This window comes from Microcoleus anatoxicus (assembly GCF_042465725.1).
In the GTDB taxonomy this organism is placed as follows: Bacteria; Cyanobacteriota; Cyanobacteriia; order Cyanobacteriales; family Microcoleaceae; genus Microcoleus; species Microcoleus anatoxicus.
This window is the reverse complement of the sequence record NZ_CP120853.1, coordinates 4,455,474-4,470,869: the sequence shown is the minus strand read 5'-3', so window position 1 is coordinate 4,470,869 and position 15,396 is coordinate 4,455,474. Positions and strand designations below refer to the sequence as shown.

Below are 15,396 nucleotides of genomic sequence, written 5' to 3'. Positions count from 1 at the left end.
CATGCCCCATGCCCCATGCCCTATGCCCTATGCCCATGCCCTATGCCCAATTTAATCAATATTAATTTGATTGGGAGGTTTTGGTTGATTCCGATTATCATCCTTCAAAGTTTTGCGCCCCGACGAAGCATAATCCTTATACAAATCCACAAACATCTTTGTTAACTGCTGCAAAGAAAGTGTTTCCCCATTAATTTGAGATTTCATATAAGCTTTCAGCACTTCAATGTAAGCCAAACCGAGAGCAAGGGTGAGAGTAGCCGCCGTTGCACCGGAGATAGCTCCACCCACAATTGTACCAGCACCCGGAATCATTTTAATCAAATTAGTCACAATACTTCTACCAACAGCAGTCACCCCACCAGCACCGCTAATTGCCGACAGCATCGCCGAGATAAATCCCTTATCAAAGGGCATTCCAAAAATCACAGTAATATTCGCAATCATTGCCGTTTGCATCGTCATCAAAATTGGTGCATCAGCAAACGGTACAGGAGTTGCACCGATAATCGCAGAACCTGCAACATAGGCACTTAAATATTTAAATGCCATGTCAGATTTAAGTGAAATATTCGCAATTTGTTCTTTGACAAAGGCTTTTTTTGCTACTTCCGGTAGCAGTTGAAAAGTTGCATCGACCAACTTGTCTAAACCGTGAGATTTTACTGTATAATCCTCATCAATTTCTTCCGGTTCCGCCATGACGGGGATAACTTGACTGACTGGCAAATTCATGTGTTCCAGTTGCTTGAAAAACTCGCTCGGTTTTTTCGATGTAGTTTGAGTCAGCACTAAAATAACTGGTACATCCATGATTTCCATTTCTCTTAGCCAGCCTTCCTCGACGGATTCTATGCGATTTGCGCCGTGATTGATGCAGTACCAGATGACGTGAATGTGTTCTTTGGGGTGCAGGAGTCTCTGGTCTTCAATCAGTTTAGCAACGTTTAATTGAATTATTTTAATTTGTTCGGCGTTGAGTTCGAGTCCAGGAGTGTCGTAAACTGCGATCGGGCAATTCGGTTTTGTGTATTGGCGGATACCGTGAGTGACGGGGCGGCCGACTCCGGTTTCTGCTAAACGCTGGCGAAAAACTGCATTAATCAGGGTACTTTTGCCGACACCGGTTTTGCCGATGACTAAAACATTGCACTGTCCCACATCATTTTCTGCGTCTTTGAAGGCGTCGTAACTTTTGATTAAAAGCTCATCTAGGGAAAAGTCATCTGACATGGCGCTTTGCTCCGAGAATGGTGGGATATTAAATCTGGATTAAACATTCATTTTTAATTTTAATACCAATTTAATGGGTCGTTGCACAGATCTAGATCCCCCTCGCATCCCCCTTAAGAAGGGGGACGAAAGAGAAGAATCTTGTCCCCCCCTTATTAAGGGGGGCTAGGGGGGATCAGATTCTATGCAGCCTCATAAAAAATTGGTATAAGACCACCGAATAGAATTCGGGGCTATACAAACGAAGTTAATGTTAAGCCCGCCGAATAGAATTCGGGGCTATACAAACGAAGTTAATGTTAAGCCCGCCGAATAGAATTCGGGGCTATACAAACGAAGTCCGCCTACGCGGACTGAGGAGTCTCAAAGATATTGTAGCAATTTGATTTCAGAACGGGTGGAACGCTTGGAGGAGACTTTTGGGTCGCGAATGTGGGATGAAAGGTTATATAATGTAGTTTAAGCTAGCAAGCGATCGGTACAGAGAAAGATATCTGATTCCATTATTCAATATTCTCAGGATTTTCAGGCAGATCGCTGTCAGGCGGTAAAAAATCAGGATTAAGAACTTCTTCTTCAGTAAATGGAGACTCTGGGGGAAATATCGCAATAGATAAACCGGTTTCACCTGCGGCTAGTTCTCTGGCATCTTGATAGGATTCATTAAAAATCTCTTCAAAAAAACGATATAAACTCGGACTGGTTTTGAAGGTATCTCGGATGCGTTTACGATGTTCTAGAATGGTGTAATTCCAACTATTTATTCGTTTTTCTGGCTGATATTTATACTTAATTAAGTGCATTAAAAGTACCCTCAAATTACTTTTTAAAGCATTTTTATCGCTTTTCCCCATACTTTCCAGTTCCTCTAATAAGTTCTCTAAATCTATTTCCGCAAACTTTCCCTCTTTTAATAAGTTGATATTTGTCTGTAACCACAGATAAAAATCCTGTTCATAAAGGGATGTTATTGCAGTTGTCATTGATTGGATAGTTGTCATTTTGTTTGACTCCCTTTCTCTTCTCTACACATAAGTGTAACATATTCGATAATTTATCGCTATATGGGGTCAATTTCACTCGCTATATTTTCCTTGGTTTGTGTCACATTATTTTACATCAATTGGAATATTCTTGATAAATCGTATAAGTTCCTGTAAATCAATATAAATAAAATATAAAATAGCCTCGTTTCCTAGTCTCAATTCACCATATTTGACACCCATTTCTTCTTGAAAGTTTGTTAAGTCTTGGTCAAAAGAAACAACATATCTGGGCTTGAAATTTATCGTACCATCATCATTTTTACTTATTGTATTCATCACTTCTTTGTAAACATAGGATTTTACATAGCTTTCTATGGTGTCCTTTTTTTTAAACTCAATTTCAGTTTGAATCTTATCAGGATCTAACTCTTCATAAGAATTAATCCCTCCTTTATCTTTGAAAAAATTATCTAAAATTGGATAAATAAACTCTTCATTCACTATTTGCCGAACTTGCGGATTTAGTGAAACAACTGGATTAAAAATACTGATAACACTACTCGCAGAATTATGTTTAATCATACCAATCCTTGCTTAATATAAAAATCTTGAAGTGTTTTGAAATTAATTTTCACCAGTTTAATCTGGCTTTTGTTAAAGTAAGTATTATCTACTGGATGTCTCTTTTCAAACTCTAACGGATCATTAGAGAAATAAGGTATCCAAAACTCACTTTCAGTTTTTACCTCCCAATTCTGCTGTACCGACCATTCATAGACTAACTGTTTCTGTATATCATCTTTTACTTTGTTCTCACCATTATTATCAATATAGTTTGGTGAGTACCTTTCATAATCCCAAATACGCATATACTTGTAGTCGATAATTTTAATAGAGGAGCCAACAGTTTGCTTGAAAAATTCTTTAAAAAATTCTAAATCTTCATTAAACATATATCTAGGTCGAATATTTACCGTACTTGGTTTATTTGGTTCACTCCGAGAAAGTTTCATATATTTATCGAAGATTTCTGGATAACTTATTTTTAGGGAAAGCTTTACCGGTCTTACTCGAGAGGCTGGCTTGCCTTCTTGCAAACCTATTGAAGTGGCTTCATAAAACTTCTCTATTTGGTTTTCTTTCTCTTTCAATACTAAATCAGGACGCAAGTAACGTACTCTTGTAAACTTATTTAATTTCAATTCAAATGGATTAATGGGGTATTCATTTGGGAATTGTTCAAGATATCCTCCAATATCTGCAAACATTGCTCTTTTTTTATATTCAGGTGTATTGAGCACATAAGTTTGGCACATATCCTCCCATATATCATAGAAACTGCTAAAACCCCAGTAAATACCTTTATTATCTTCTTGTCGCTCTCCGTATAAAAATGCCTCTACTGCTTCAAAAAAATGCCAATAATCATCATCTTTATAGGCTGTTTTAGTGTCAATATCTTCTAGTGTTTCCCTCAAAATATCTACGGTTTCGGCAAATGTATCTTCGCCAAATAAACTACTGTTAGGTTGCAAATAGTTTTCTTTAAACTCCTCGGCAAGCTCGGCAGCCCTATCGGAAATATTTTCTAATTCTTCCAACTCTCTTTTGATTTCGGTGTAAATAAAACAAAAAAGTTGTAAAATTGGCGGACTTTCTTTGATTAAAATATTTTTAGCAATATTCATTTCGTCAATATAAATCACATCCTTATCAAGATAGATAGCTTGGTGCATATACCGATGAATCTTTGAGTAGTCAATTTCGGGGCTTCTCATTTGTTTTTTTTCTAAAGACGAAATTCGCAATTCATCATACCCCTCAATTATTTTATCTAACGAATTTAGTTTGCCATAAAAAACTACCTGTTCATTATTTTCATTAATAAAACTAAATCCGTTTTCATTTTCAATAATTCCGTCTCTATCAATAGTTATGTCTTTGCTCTGCATATCATTCTGTTTTCTTTGCAGATACGTTTTGAACGTTCGGTACATCTTGAAGAAGAAACCTTTGACTAGGTTAAAATCTGTATGATCAAAATCATCGAATCCTAACGGAAGCCAAAACTCTAACCGATCAGTTTCCTTATTTCTCTGAAGACCGACGAACGAATAGCTACTGTTGCCACGTTCTTGATCGGTTTTAATGATATCTATTTTACTGAGGTCAAACATTTACAAAATCAATTACTTTTTTAACAAATTTTTGAACAACATCTTTTTGGGTAAACTGTCCAAATGTAACTAAATCTCTTTCTCTTTCAGTCATTCCCAAAAGTTTAGTCAAAGGCTTACGATTGTTACTAAAAACACTATCCCAGATAAAGAACATCAATTTATTTTTGATGTGTTCTTCCGTTATAATTTCTTCATTAATAAAGAAGTAACCAATCTGTTTATCCTCAATTTTCCTGACTGTTTTGTAATGACTGCGGATGAATTCATTTAACTTATCAACAAAATCATTCCATGCACAAGTATCATTGTTGTAAAGTTTTACTCTTCTGCTCGATACTACGTCTCTTTGGTTGTCATCCTCAATATTTACAAACTCCCAATCCCAACGACGTTTAAAGGCACTATCCATGAAGTAGATAGAGTTATCAGATGTATTCATAGTAGCCAAAATAGATAAATTTGGCGGAAGTTTTATTTTGTTCTCTAGCAAACTAACTTTTTCATCTTCTTCTAAGTCATCAAAAACCAATTCCAGAGCCTCATTATATTCGTTTTGCTTACACTCTGTTCCTTGAGATTTGTATTTCTTTTCTGAAGATCCACTCTCCGTTGTATAGAATGTTGAAAAACCTGCTTCTTTTAAAAGTCCAATAGTTTCAATATCGGAAATGGTAATCGGATACTCTGACCACCCATCTTTAGCTCTATCAAGTAATTGGAATACTGTACCAAATATAGCTGCTGAATTTCCCCTATTTAATTCATCAATTACTAATGCAACATTGTTGGGGGTTGGTTTTTCAACTAAGTCCTTTAATCTAGTTAGTTCCTCTGTTTGACTTGAGTTCAATTTAGCACCTGATGCTAATTCACGAGCATCTCTTAGCCTCTGCCTGTAGTCATCTTTTACCTTTTCTTTTGCTGACTCATAATCTCGATGAGCGCTTATGATGTTTGTATAAGCTCTTCCAAGGGCTTTCAAAAAATGTCCTGTATAGAATCTGTATGAGACTTTCTGATTATCATCGGTAAGTGGCATCAACTTACCCATAAAATCGCCATAGGTGTATTCTGGATGAAAGACAGTTGTAATAATATTTGATTGATCAGTTATATTCAAATGGTTAGGAATTATTTCATTTTTGACTCTATAACTTTTTCCGGTTCCGGGGCTTCCGAAAAGAATTTTTTGAATGGGTTTATTGGACATAATATCTAATCGTTTTTTGGGAAATTGATAATTATATTGGCGATCGCAAGACAGTGAAAACACTACCATCTTACTTAGTGAAAAAACATATTCTTAAGAGATTATAGCGGTTTTGGAGTCATAAGTAAAATGCAATTATTGAATTTGCCTTCTGACTTCTGTGATAAGTCCTAGAACCGCCTTCTTGCTATCCTTCACCAACGCGATCGCAAAATTTCTCTGCCCATTCAAAGAATAGCCGAACCTTCGCCCCCTCATTGCCTGCGTTTCTGACTTGGGCTAAGAATTGGGCTAAGGGAGCGCGATCGCCTGGGGTGTTTGAAAGGTTACTCATGGGCTTAACGAGGGATAGATATGGAAGCACATGGAGAGATTATAACTGTTGCTGTCGAGCTTGAACCAATTTTTTGAATATTTGTGGCAGAACCCTAGCGGGCGGGCACGGGGGCACCGCCCCTACAGGAGGGGACTGGAGTTTATGGGAGTTACGCACAGCAAAGAAACCGGGTTTTTTAACAGATCTCAGATCCCCCCTAGCCCCCCTTAACAAGGGGGGGACAAGAGTTCAGACAGCATTTAGAAATGTTCCAGCAGAGATTTCTCTTGTGCGTAAACCTTTCGCAGCGACTCTAGGGCGATCGCACTTAACATCAATTTAACCACCCCCACCAACTCCCCCCACTCCAACAATTCAGCAACAGAAACCGCCTCTCGAAATTTATCCGCATAAAAATCCACCCAAAAATCCGGCGCGTATCTCTCCTTCAGACTCGCCATCCGCCGCTTCCAATAACCAAAATCTAAACCCGATGGCGATTCCACTCCCACCACTGGCGGAAAGTCGGCATAACTCACAAACCGACTCATCCCTTTGGCGTGCACGTACAGGATATGCGCCCAGCACTCGAAGCGATATATTTGTTCTACCTTGATTTTTAGCAGCCGCGCGATCGCCTCTTTTGTCACAAACCGGCTCAATCTGTTTCTGGGGGTTGATTTTCGCGAAAATTTTGTTAACATGGTGGCTAAGTGTCCTATGTGATTAATTTGCTAGTGTCCTATGTGATTAATTTGCTGTGGAATTGATTTCTGTGTGATTGATTCCTAGGAGACTTTGATTTGGATAGGCGATCGTCTTTAAGTTTTGCAGACGTTGGGGCGATCGCTTTTTACGATAAAATTATAATATACTATATCTAGTGGTCTGTCAATGGGTTTAATTAGATTGCGGGTTAGAGAATTTGCTGGTGAGAAAGGCTGGACGATCAAAGAGGTTTCTGACCGATCGGGAGTCAACTACAGCACCCTCAGCACCTATTCGCGTTCTCCAGGAATGGCAATGGTTGATTTTACTTGTTTGCTCAAGTTGGCACGTACTTTTGACGTGATGGTGGAAGATTTGGTTGAGGTCGTCAAAGAGTAGCCGATCGCGTTTTGTAGTATAATTTTGTGACTGATATTAGTCAGGTTTCAATAGCTTATGGGCTTAATTAGATTACGAGTTAAAGAATTTGCTGCTGAGAAAGGCTGGACGATCAAAGAGGTTTCTGAGCGATCGGGGGTAGTCTACAGTACGCTCAGAACCTATGCCCGATCGCCCGGATTAGCAACAATTGACGTCACAGCCTTAGACAAGTTGGCGAGGACTTTTGACGTGATGGTCGAAGATTTGTATGAGATTGTCCAAGATTAGGCGATCGCCTTTTCCGATAAAAATATTCTATGATGGTACACCATCACTTGTCAAGTATGGGTTTAGTCAGACTAAAAGTCAGGGAATTTGCTGCTGAGAAAGGTTGGACGCTAAAAGAGGTTTCAGAGCGATCGGGAGTCATTTACAGCACCGTCAGACACTACGCCCGCTGTCCGGGAGTGTCAACTATTGATTTCATTTCCATACACAAATTGGCTCGCACCTTTGATGTAATGATTGAAGATTTGGTGGAAATTGTGCAGGAATAGGCGATCGTATTTTACTATTACTCGACAGTTGCTAGCATTTCATTGACAGACTCGCTTTGTGTTAGGGCTTCCCAATCAGATGCGACAGGTTGGTAAGAACAGTAACAAACCACAATGCGTTCCTCAGTATCCAAAGCAGAAAACTGCTGAACGCGAGTAACTACCCAGTCTCCATCTTTCCCGTGAGTAACTCCATTACCAGGCTCAGATAGATTCTCGTAATCGCGAGTTTTGTCCCCTACTTGAGGAATTTCTGGATTTTTTTCCCAAGTCCAATTCTCCCAAAGTATATTAGTTAAACTACCCCTCGGCATGAGCTGACGTTCTTCCCAGCCGGGAGAACTCATGCTTTCGGTTTTGTAGACAATCCAGATTTTTTTAGTCATTTTTTTAAAGACGATCGCACAATCAGGTTCAATAATTCGACTATATCAGAGATGAAAGCTCGTGCATCGGTTAAAATAGAGAAGTAATTTTGCCATCAATAAGCCTGAATGCCTACGTTACTCCGCGTCGGCCCATACCGTTTCTTTTGCTATGCGGGCGATCGGGATGAACCACCACACGTTCACGTTGAGCGCGATCGAGAAGAAGCTAAGTTTTGGCTTAGTCCGGTTCGCCTTCAAAATAACAAGGGCTTCAGCCGTACAGAAATCAATAACCTTCAAAAAATTGTTGAAGAAAATCAAGAGCAGTTGCTAGCAGGTTGGAATGACTTCTTTAATGGTTGAATTGTTAGAAATCCCGAAAGCGCAACAGGTAGTTCTTACAGATGATGCGCTGACAGTCGATCTATCCGATGGTCGTACTATTTCTGTTCCTTTAGCTTGGTATCCTCGGCTATTGCATGGTACACCGATCGAGCGCAATAATTGGCGATTTATTGGTGAAAATCAGGGAATCCACTGGCCTGATATTGACGAAGATATTAGCGTCAAAAATATCATTCTCGGTAAACCATCTGGAGAAAGTCAGAAATCATTTCAGCGGTGGTTAGAAGAACGTGGGAACACAGTCTAATTTAAATATCCTTCTTATTCTTAGTCCGCGCAGGCGGACTTCGTTTGTGTAGAAGCGGTTTCAACCGCCGAATCAACCGCCGAATCAACCGCCGAATCATCTTAAAAAAAAGCGCCTGAGTTCCCCCAGACGCCTAGCATAAAATCAACAAATTGTCAACCCTAACCTAACCATTCAAAGCCTCAGCACCGCCGCAAACTTCCAGGATTTCCTGAGTAATTGCCGCTTGCCGCGCCTTGTTATAAGTCAGCGTCAAACTACCAATCAAATCGCTAGCATTCTCACTAGCATTATTCATCGCCGTCATCCGCGCAGCCAACTCACTCGCCGCAGACTCTTGCAAAGCCCGCAGCAATTGGTTGTTCAAATACAATGGCAAAAGAGCATCCAAAATTTGCGCTGGATCTTGCTCAAAAATCATGTCGCGGGGCAAACTCTTCTTAGTAGGTGCAGAAACCTTTTCGCGCGATACTTGAAACTCTCCGCCTTTGGTAGTCAAGCGGAAGATTTCATCGTCTTGCACTTCAAAACCTTGGGGGTCAAGAGGTAGCAAGGTTTGAATCACTGGACGAGAACTAATTAGCGACACAAACTTGGTGTAAACCAACTCAATTCTATCCACAGTTCCTGATAGGAATAGCGACAACAATTCGTCAGCAATCATCGCTGCTTCCGGTGCTGTTGGAATTTGTTCCAAGTTAGTGTAAGTCGCATCAATTGGTTGTTCCCGGCGCTGGAAATACTGAGTAGCTTTCCGTCCTACCAAGATATATTTGTACTCTACGCCTTCGGCTTTCAGTTCCTTGGCGCGATTTTCGGCGTACTTGATGATGTTTCCGTTGTAGCCGCCGCACAAACCCCGATCGCCCGAAACGACCAAAAGTCCCACAGTCTTAACTTCGCGTTTCTTCAACAGCGGCAAATCCAGGTTTTCAAACTGCAATCGTTCCGCCAAACCGTACAATACTTCTGCGAGGCGATCGGCAAAAGGCCGAGTTGCAGTAACCTGTTCTTGAGCGCGGCGCACCTTTGCCGCAGCCACCAAGCGCATTGCTTCTGTAATCTTTTTAGTGTTCTTGACCGACTTAATGCGATCGCGAATAGTTTTCAGATTTGCCATAAGTTTCTCCTTTTTTCTTAGCCTTTATTTCTAAGTTCTTAGTTCCCAGCCATCAATTTTTAAGTTTAGCTACGGTAGGGACATGGCATAGCCGATTTGTATCAACTGTAAGACTGAAACCTTCTGCCTCTCTCGTTTGTCTCGAAGTCTCGATCCCCCTAAATCCCCCTTAAGAAGGGGGACTTTGAGTGCTTCTAGTTTCTCCTTTCTTAAAGGGGACTTTGAATGCTTCCATTCTCTCCCTGATAGTCGGGAGACTTTGAACACTCTTGTCCCCCCCTTAATAAGGGGGGCTAGGGGGGATCGAAACTTAACTAATGACTAATGACTGATGACTAAAGACTAATTACGCAGAAACTAAGAAACTTTGCTTGAATTCAGTAATGCCTTCTTTCAGCAAACTCTCAGCTTCATCAGTCAGAGCCTTACCACCTTGAACAATTTCACCGTACTTCGGCTTAGTATTCCGCAAATAATCGCGCAAACCAACAGTAAACTTGCTGACTTTTTCTACGGGAATGTCATCCATGTAGCCGTTAATCCCAGCATAGATGATAGCAACTTGTTCGTTCATCGGCAAAGGAGAACTTTGTCCTTGTTTCAACAGTTCGCGCAACCGTTGACCGCGGGCCAATTGGTTTTGAGTAGCTTTATCCAAGTCCGAAGCAAACTGAGAAAATGCTGCCAATTCTTCAAACTGTGCCAATTCCAATTTCACCTTACCGGCTACTTTTTTCATTGCCTTAGTTTGAGCCGCAGAACCTACCCGCGATACCGAGATACCGGGGTTTACTGCTGGACGCAAACCAGCGTTGAACAAGTCAGAAGAAAGGAAGATTTGACCGTCGGTAATCGAAATTACGTTGGTAGGAATGTAAGCAGAAACGTCACCAGCTTGGGTTTCGATAATTGGCAAAGCTGTCATGCTACCTTCGCCCAAATCATCGCTCAATTTAGCAGCCCGTTCTAGCAAGCGAGAGTGCAGATAGAACACGTCTCCTGGATATGCTTCGCGACCTGGAGGACGACGAAGCAACAGGGACATTTGGCGGTAAGCTTGTGCTTGTTTGGAAAGGTCATCATAAATGACCAAAGTGTGCTTGCCTTTGTACATGAAATACTCGGCTAAGCTAGCACCTGTGTAAGGAGCCAAATATTGCAGTGTGGCGGGGTCGCTAGCGTTGGCTGCTACTACGATTGTGTAGTCCATTGCGCCCTTTTCTTGCAGCACGTTGACAATATTAGCTACTGTAGAAGCTTTTTGTCCGATCGCCACATAAACGCAAATTACGTTCTCAGATTTTTGGTTGATAATCGTGTCGATCGCGATCGCAGTCTTACCAGTTTGTCTGTCACCAATAATCAGTTCCCGTTGTCCTCTACCAACTGGAATCATCGCATCAATCGCGGTAATTCCTGTTTGCATCGGTTCGTAAACAGAACGGCGAGAAACAATCCCAGGTGCCGGAGATTCGATCAAGCGAGATTCAGTAGTTTTAATTTCTCCTTTGCCGTCAATCGGACGGGCCAAAGCATCAACTACCCGTCCCAACATGGCTTCTCCCACGGGGACTTCAGCAATTCTGCCAGTAGCAATAACTGCCGAACCTTCTTCAATTCCCAAACCTTGGCCCATCAGCACTGCGCCGACGTTATCTTCTTCCAAGTTCAGTGCAATACCAACGGTGCCGTCGGCAAATTCTAGCAATTCACCGGACATCGCTTTATCCAAGCCATAAATCCGCGCAATGCCGTCGCCTACTTGCAAAACAGTACCGACGTTAGATGTTTTGACATCTTGGTCGTACTGCTCAATTTGCTGGCGAATAATGTTACTAATTTCGTCTGGTCTGATTGCTGCCATGTCAGTTGTTATGTGTCAGTTGTCAGTTGTTAATTGTCAGTTGTCAGTGGTAAGTGGTAAGTTACTGTACCCTGAGCGTAGTCGAAGGGTGAGTTGTCAAAGTTGTCAGTTGTCAGTTGTCAGTTGTCAGTTGTCAGTCGTCAGTAGCAATTCCTGGGGATTTGTTACTAAGAATTTGGTATTAATAACTTGGCAGTAGAAATTCATTCATTTCTAGTTCCTGTTTTATGATTACCTTCTTCCTTCTTCCTTCTTCCTTCTTCCTTCTTCCTTCTTCCTTCTTCCTTCTTCCTTCTTCCTTCTTCCTTCTTCCTTCTTCCTTCTTCTATCAAGAAGCCAAGCGAATTCCGAGACGGCGTAATTGTCCTCGCAGGCTGGCATCAATCACTTGAGAGCCTACTTTAATCACGACACCGCCGATTAAATCTGCGTCAATTTTGGTTTCAATTTCCACTTGCCGCGCACTCGTCATCGCCTGCACTTTTTCGCGAACAGTTTGCTGTTGAGCATCTGAAAGCGGTACAGCCGAGGTAACTTCAGCCAATACAGTTTGGTTGAGTTCTCGGAGTTGGGTCAAGTATTGTTTGCCAATACCTTCTAAAAAAAGAATCCTTCCTTTATCTATTAACAGGCTCAGAAAGCTTCGCATCAAGGGGTTCATATCTTCCCCTGCTATTTGCTTAATCACAGCTTTTTTAGCATCTGGTTTAATCAGAGGATTGCCTAAAAATTGACGCAAATCCTCAGAACTTTCTAGCAGACCCAGCAAAGAACGAATCTCATTGCCGAACTCCTCTGAAAGATTGTTAGACTTAGCCAATGACATCAAAGCGGATGCGTAAGGCTGTAAAACTTGTGTGTTGACTTTACTCACGTTTTAGCCTCCCAGTAACGCAATGCTGCGATCGATTAATTGGTGTTGAGCGTTTTCGTCCAAGCTAGTTTTTAGCTGGCTTTCCACCTTTGCTAATGCCATAGATACAACAGCCGATCGCAGTTGGGCGATCGCTCTTTCCCGCTCCGATTCCAACTCTTGACCTGCTGTTGCTTTCATGCGTTCAACGTCCTGCGCCGCTTGAGCTAGAATTGCTTCTTTAGCTTTCTTCGCAGTTTCCTCAGAAGCAGCACGAATTCGTTCCGCTTCTGCTTGTGCTTGAGTCAATTTTTGCTGTTGCTCTGCTAGAGCTGCTGCGGCATCCTTTTGGCGTTTTTCTGCTTCGAGAATCGCCTCTTGGATACCCGTGCGCCGCTCATTTAGGATATTTCCTAAAAAACCGCGCCCGAAATAAAACAGCACTGCAATAATAATGACCAGGTTAATCAGATTGGTTTCTAAAATATCAAAATTGAAACCGAAACCACCTTCCCGGCTAGCTTCTGTGGCTAGCAATAAAACAGTCCCCATGATAGTCTTCCATAATTGCGCGTGCAGGTTGGCTGAACCAATTTTAGATTTTAGATAGAGTCCAAAATCTAAAACTATTCAATTTCACTATTTGACCAGCTCCGGCCCTAATAGCTTCTCTAGAATTTGGCGGCTCAGGGAGTCCACTTCTTGTTCTAGCGATCGCATTGCATCTTGCTTTTGCTGCTCAATCTCTTGTCCTGCTTTTTCTCGCGCGACTTGAGCTTCTTTTTGAGCCTCAGCTACTTTCGCCGCAGCGGTTTTTTGAGCTTCTGCTTGAGCCACAGCAATCACCTTTTGAGATTCCCTGCGAGTATCTCCCAGTTTTTGCTCGTACTCCTGCGCTAGTTGCTGAGCTTTTGCCAAGCGATCTTTCGCTGCAACTTGAGTGTTACGAATGTAATCTGCCCGTTCCTCAATTGACTTGGTGAGCGGCTTATAAAAAATTACATTCAAGACTGCGACTAAAATCAAAAACTGCACCGCCATCAGAGGCAGAGTAGCATCAATATCAAAAAGTCCGCCTTCTTTTGCTGCTTCTTCAACTGCTAGTAATACTGTCCAGTGCATCATGTTTTTTTGACGGCTCCCACCTAATTCGATCTGAGATTTTCGACTTTGGATTTTGGAATCTAATTACCATCCAAAATCCAAAATCGATCGGACCCCAAATTATTATGCGAAGGGGTTGGCAAACAATAGCACTAGGGCTACGACCAAACCGTAAATGGTCAGCGCTTCCATGAACGCCAAACTCAACAGCAAGGTACCACGAATTTTACCTTCTGCTTCAGGCTGACGGGCAATCCCTTCTACAGCTTGACCTGCTGCATTACCTTGACCAATGCCAGGGCCGATTGCGGCTAAACCTACTGCCAAAGCGGCGGCAATTACGGAAGCGGCGGCAACTGTTGGGTTCATGATGATTTTCCTTATCTAAAGTACAAAATTGAGAACAGAAATTCTACGGAATTGTCCGATTTCACGACCGGAAGTTCAAGTTCAGAAAATTAATTTTCCTCCCTCATTCTGGGCCGTTTATCGTTAGTTAATCGTGATGTTCTTCGCCGTGACCACCCTCTAGAGCTTCACCAATATAGGCTGCTGCTAGGGTAGCAAAAATCAAAGCTTGAATAGCACTTGTAAATAGTCCCAGAACCATTACTGGCAAAGGCACAAATAAAGGCACTAGCAACACTAGCACTCCTACAACCAATTCGTCAGCTAGGATGTTGCCAAACAAACGGAAACTTAGGGAAAGAGGCTTAGTAAAATCTTCTATGATTTTGAACGGCAACATGAAAGGAACCGGTTCTACATAGTGGGCGAAATACCCCAAGCCACTTTTGCTGAGACCTGCATAAAAATATGCCAGAGAAGTCAGCAGTGCGAATGCGATCGTCGTGTTGATGTCAGCCGTAGGTGCTCCCAATTCTCCCGATGGCAGCTTAATCAGCTTCCAAGGAATTAGAGCGCCAGACCAGTTTGACACAAAGATGAACAAAAATAATGTACCAACAAATGGTACCCAGGGGCGATATTCTTTTTCCCCAATTTGGTTTTTAGCCAAGTCGCGAATAAATTCCAGCGCATACTCCATTAAATTCTGCATTCCGCTGGGAATTCGTTGGATTTTGCTGCTTCCTAAAAGCGAAACAATGACTAAAACGGCAATTACAAACCACGAGGTTAGAAAAACCTGCCCATGCACTTTCAGATTGCCCAGTTGCCAGTACAACTGCTGGCCAACTTCCAATTCTGCCAGGGGGAAACGATTAAAGGTGTTTAGAACGTCAAGCATTGCCATTCAACGGGTTTCCCCAAATCTATGAGTTGAGTATTGCTAGATTGCCTGACCTACCTGTAGTCTGGTGCTAATGCACTTCGCAACACGTAAATCATCAGGGAAATTTTGTAAGTCAGAAATCCCAAAAATATGGGTAAAATCTGTAACTGGTCTAACCGAGCTGCTACTATCATCAACCCAATAAGCAGACCGAGCCTTGTCTTACTAATCTTCTGATTTTGGCTACCGATTCGCTCAACATCTCTAGCCAACATCTTTAAGTAAACCACACCTGCGATCGCCCCAAGCAAATAATTCAGGGCAATGTTGAGCGAGTAAAAGATCCAAACGGAGATAAAAATTATCCCTGTAAACGCAAGGGTGTAAACCAACAACTCTTGTTGTAGGCGATAGAAGTCTTGCATGGAATTACCTGTCTCTGACGAGACTGTCGAGACAGTGCCAGTCTGAGGAAGATCCTCGGTTGCTGGTGCGGGTTGGGTGGGTGTGTTTGGCGTGTTCACGAAGCTCAGAAACTAATGCAGGTAGCAGGCGTGTGCTTTGCAAGCTCAGAAAAATATTACCACGCTGCGGTAACAATACTTAAAATTAATTTAATGATTTTTTTGG

22 protein-coding genes are annotated in these 15,396 nt (G+C 41.8%); 5 read left to right on the top strand and 17 right to left on the bottom strand.

The genetic code is table 11. From position 1 onward, the window contains the following. Positions 1 to 51: 51 nt before the first annotated feature. The 7 genes from P2A85_RS19460 to P2A85_RS19430 form a co-directional block, all read right to left on the bottom strand. Positions 52 to 1,233 carry a GTPase family protein gene (locus P2A85_RS19460; RefSeq protein WP_377474847.1) on the bottom strand — a complete coding sequence of 394 codons (1,182 nt, stop codon included), beginning with the start codon at positions 1,231 to 1,233 and terminating at the stop codon, positions 52 to 54. A gap of 503 nt (positions 1,234 to 1,736) precedes the next feature. After that, positions 1,737 to 2,234: a DUF29 domain-containing protein gene (locus P2A85_RS19455; protein ID WP_377474845.1), complete on the bottom strand. Its 498-nt coding sequence runs from the start codon at positions 2,232 to 2,234 to the stop codon at positions 1,737 to 1,739. A 108-nt stretch (positions 2,235 to 2,342) separates the two neighbouring features. Then, the gene (locus P2A85_RS19450) at positions 2,343 to 2,801 is read right to left on the bottom strand and encodes a hypothetical protein (RefSeq protein WP_377474843.1); all 459 of its coding nucleotides are present in this window, start codon (positions 2,799 to 2,801) and stop codon (positions 2,343 to 2,345) included. After that, positions 2,798 to 4,396, bottom strand: coding sequence for a hypothetical protein (locus P2A85_RS19445; protein ID WP_377474841.1), 1,599 nt, complete (start codon positions 4,394 to 4,396; stop codon positions 2,798 to 2,800). The genes P2A85_RS19450 and P2A85_RS19445 overlap by 4 nt, the downstream gene beginning before the upstream one ends. Beyond that, on the bottom strand, positions 4,389 to 5,609 hold the full coding sequence (locus P2A85_RS19440) for a restriction endonuclease (protein ID WP_377474839.1): 1,221 nt from the start codon (positions 5,607 to 5,609) through the stop codon (positions 4,389 to 4,391). The genes P2A85_RS19445 and P2A85_RS19440 overlap by 8 nt, the downstream gene beginning before the upstream one ends. Positions 5,610 to 5,796: 187 nt before the next feature. Further along, entirely contained in the window at positions 5,797 to 5,943 is a 147-nt protein-coding gene (locus tag P2A85_RS19435; protein ID WP_377474837.1) for a hypothetical protein, read from the bottom strand. Between the two features lie 242 nt (positions 5,944 to 6,185). Further along, on the bottom strand, positions 6,186 to 6,587 hold the full coding sequence (locus P2A85_RS19430; RefSeq protein WP_377474835.1) for a hypothetical protein: 402 nt from the start codon (positions 6,585 to 6,587) through the stop codon (positions 6,186 to 6,188). Between the two features lie 232 nt (positions 6,588 to 6,819). On the opposite strand from P2A85_RS19430, the gene P2A85_RS19425 reads away from it, so the two are divergent. Genes P2A85_RS19425 through P2A85_RS19415 form a run of 3 tightly spaced genes read left to right on the top strand, consistent with a single transcriptional unit; the run spans position 6,820 to position 7,571 of the window. Beyond that, positions 6,820 to 7,032, top strand: a complete 213-nt coding sequence (locus P2A85_RS19425; protein ID WP_106149040.1) for a helix-turn-helix domain-containing protein — start codon at positions 6,820 to 6,822, stop codon at positions 7,030 to 7,032. A 57-nt stretch (positions 7,033 to 7,089) separates the two neighbouring features. Beyond that, positions 7,090 to 7,302 carry a helix-turn-helix transcriptional regulator gene (locus P2A85_RS19420; RefSeq protein ID WP_293154889.1) on the top strand — a complete coding sequence of 71 codons (213 nt, stop codon included), beginning with the start codon at positions 7,090 to 7,092 and terminating at the stop codon, positions 7,300 to 7,302. 56 nt (positions 7,303 to 7,358) lie between these two features. Then, positions 7,359 to 7,571, top strand: coding sequence for a helix-turn-helix domain-containing protein (locus P2A85_RS19415; RefSeq protein WP_106149042.1), 213 nt, complete (start codon positions 7,359 to 7,361; stop codon positions 7,569 to 7,571). Between the two features lie 17 nt (positions 7,572 to 7,588). On the opposite strand, the gene P2A85_RS19410 is transcribed toward P2A85_RS19415, so the two are convergent. Continuing rightward, complete coding sequence (locus tag P2A85_RS19410; RefSeq protein ID WP_377474832.1) at positions 7,589 to 7,957, bottom strand: hypothetical protein; 369 nt, start codon at positions 7,955 to 7,957, stop codon at positions 7,589 to 7,591. 108 nt (positions 7,958 to 8,065) lie between these two features. Here P2A85_RS19410 and P2A85_RS19405 point away from each other — a divergent pair, with 108 nt between their 5' ends. After that, positions 8,066 to 8,302 (top strand): DUF4160 domain-containing protein, encoded by a 237-nt coding sequence (locus P2A85_RS19405; protein WP_341735831.1) that lies wholly within the window; start codon positions 8,066 to 8,068, stop codon positions 8,300 to 8,302. Continuing rightward, positions 8,283 to 8,591 (top strand): DUF2442 domain-containing protein, encoded by a 309-nt coding sequence (locus tag P2A85_RS19400; RefSeq protein WP_341731400.1) that lies wholly within the window; start codon positions 8,283 to 8,285, stop codon positions 8,589 to 8,591. The genes P2A85_RS19405 and P2A85_RS19400 overlap by 20 nt, the downstream gene beginning before the upstream one ends. Positions 8,592 to 8,757: 166 nt before the next feature. On the opposite strand, the gene P2A85_RS19395 is transcribed toward P2A85_RS19400, so the two are convergent. From P2A85_RS19395 to P2A85_RS19355, 9 genes are all read right to left on the bottom strand, one after another. Then, positions 8,758 to 9,711 carry a F0F1 ATP synthase subunit gamma gene (locus P2A85_RS19395; RefSeq protein ID WP_340524573.1) on the bottom strand — a complete coding sequence of 318 codons (954 nt, stop codon included), beginning with the start codon at positions 9,709 to 9,711 and terminating at the stop codon, positions 8,758 to 8,760. Positions 9,712 to 10,057: 346 nt separating this feature from the next. Next, positions 10,058 to 11,575: a F0F1 ATP synthase subunit alpha gene (gene atpA / locus P2A85_RS19390; protein WP_377474829.1), complete on the bottom strand. Its 1,518-nt coding sequence runs from the start codon at positions 11,573 to 11,575 to the stop codon at positions 10,058 to 10,060. 203 nt (positions 11,576 to 11,778) lie between these two features. Next, positions 11,779 to 11,907 (bottom strand): hypothetical protein, encoded by a 129-nt coding sequence (locus tag P2A85_RS19385; RefSeq protein ID WP_377474827.1) that lies wholly within the window; start codon positions 11,905 to 11,907, stop codon positions 11,779 to 11,781. Next, a complete protein-coding gene (gene atpH / locus P2A85_RS19380; protein WP_236506809.1) occupies positions 11,904 to 12,449 on the bottom strand; it encodes an ATP synthase F1 subunit delta in 546 nt (181 codons plus the stop codon). Before atpH ends, P2A85_RS19385 begins: the two co-directional genes overlap by 4 nt. A 3-nt stretch (positions 12,450 to 12,452) precedes the next feature. Further along, positions 12,453 to 12,980, bottom strand: coding sequence for a F0F1 ATP synthase subunit B (locus P2A85_RS19375; protein WP_377474825.1), 528 nt, complete (start codon positions 12,978 to 12,980; stop codon positions 12,453 to 12,455). 87 nt (positions 12,981 to 13,067) lie between these two features. Then, positions 13,068 to 13,553, bottom strand: coding sequence for a F0F1 ATP synthase subunit B' (locus P2A85_RS19370; protein ID WP_377474823.1), 486 nt, complete (start codon positions 13,551 to 13,553; stop codon positions 13,068 to 13,070). Between the two features lie 102 nt (positions 13,554 to 13,655). Continuing rightward, a complete protein-coding gene (atpE, locus tag P2A85_RS19365; RefSeq protein ID WP_006631105.1) occupies positions 13,656 to 13,901 on the bottom strand; it encodes an ATP synthase F0 subunit C in 246 nt (81 codons plus the stop codon). Between the two features lie 127 nt (positions 13,902 to 14,028). Further along, positions 14,029 to 14,787, bottom strand: coding sequence for a F0F1 ATP synthase subunit A (atpB, locus tag P2A85_RS19360; protein ID WP_377474819.1), 759 nt, complete (start codon positions 14,785 to 14,787; stop codon positions 14,029 to 14,031). Between the two features lie 50 nt (positions 14,788 to 14,837). After that, positions 14,838 to 15,290, bottom strand: coding sequence for an ATP synthase subunit I (locus P2A85_RS19355; protein WP_096831462.1), 453 nt, complete (start codon positions 15,288 to 15,290; stop codon positions 14,838 to 14,840). Positions 15,291 to 15,396: the final 106 nt, after the last annotated feature.

Bases quoted from the DNA above. Each gene is read 5' to 3' on its own strand.
- P2A85_RS19460 (WP_377474847.1), bottom strand. From the start codon at position 1,233: ATGTCAGATGACTTTTCCCTAGATGAGCTTTTAATCAAAAGTTACGAC.
- P2A85_RS19455 (WP_377474845.1), bottom strand. From the start codon at position 2,234: ATGACAACTATCCAATCAATGACAACTGCAATAACATCCCTTTATGAA.
- P2A85_RS19450 (WP_377474843.1), bottom strand. From the start codon at position 2,801: ATGATTAAACATAATTCTGCGAGTAGTGTTATCAGTATTTTTAATCCA.
- P2A85_RS19445 (WP_377474841.1), bottom strand. From the start codon at position 4,396: ATGTTTGACCTCAGTAAAATAGATATCATTAAAACCGATCAAGAACGT.
- P2A85_RS19440 (WP_377474839.1), bottom strand. From the start codon at position 5,609: ATGTCCAATAAACCCATTCAAAAAATTCTTTTCGGAAGCCCCGGAACC.
- P2A85_RS19435 (WP_377474837.1), bottom strand. From the start codon at position 5,943: ATGAGTAACCTTTCAAACACCCCAGGCGATCGCGCTCCCTTAGCCCAA.
- P2A85_RS19425 (WP_106149040.1), top strand. From the start codon at position 6,820: ATGGGTTTAATTAGATTGCGGGTTAGAGAATTTGCTGGTGAGAAAGGC.
- P2A85_RS19420 (WP_293154889.1), top strand. From the start codon at position 7,090: ATGGGCTTAATTAGATTACGAGTTAAAGAATTTGCTGCTGAGAAAGGC.
- P2A85_RS19415 (WP_106149042.1), top strand. From the start codon at position 7,359: ATGGGTTTAGTCAGACTAAAAGTCAGGGAATTTGCTGCTGAGAAAGGT.
- P2A85_RS19410 (WP_377474832.1), bottom strand. From the start codon at position 7,957: ATGACTAAAAAAATCTGGATTGTCTACAAAACCGAAAGCATGAGTTCT.
- P2A85_RS19405 (WP_341735831.1), top strand. From the start codon at position 8,066: ATGCCTACGTTACTCCGCGTCGGCCCATACCGTTTCTTTTGCTATGCG.
- P2A85_RS19400 (WP_341731400.1), top strand. From the start codon at position 8,283: ATGACTTCTTTAATGGTTGAATTGTTAGAAATCCCGAAAGCGCAACAG.
- P2A85_RS19395 (WP_340524573.1), bottom strand. From the start codon at position 9,711: ATGGCAAATCTGAAAACTATTCGCGATCGCATTAAGTCGGTCAAGAAC.
- atpA (WP_377474829.1), bottom strand. From the start codon at position 11,575: ATGGCAGCAATCAGACCAGACGAAATTAGTAACATTATTCGCCAGCAA.
- P2A85_RS19375 (WP_377474825.1), bottom strand. From the start codon at position 12,980: ATGGGGACTGTTTTATTGCTAGCCACAGAAGCTAGCCGGGAAGGTGGT.
- P2A85_RS19370 (WP_377474823.1), bottom strand. From the start codon at position 13,553: ATGATGCACTGGACAGTATTACTAGCAGTTGAAGAAGCAGCAAAAGAA.
- atpE (WP_006631105.1), bottom strand. From the start codon at position 13,901: ATGAACCCAACAGTTGCCGCCGCTTCCGTAATTGCCGCCGCTTTGGCA.
- atpB (WP_377474819.1), bottom strand. From the start codon at position 14,787: ATGGCAATGCTTGACGTTCTAAACACCTTTAATCGTTTCCCCCTGGCA.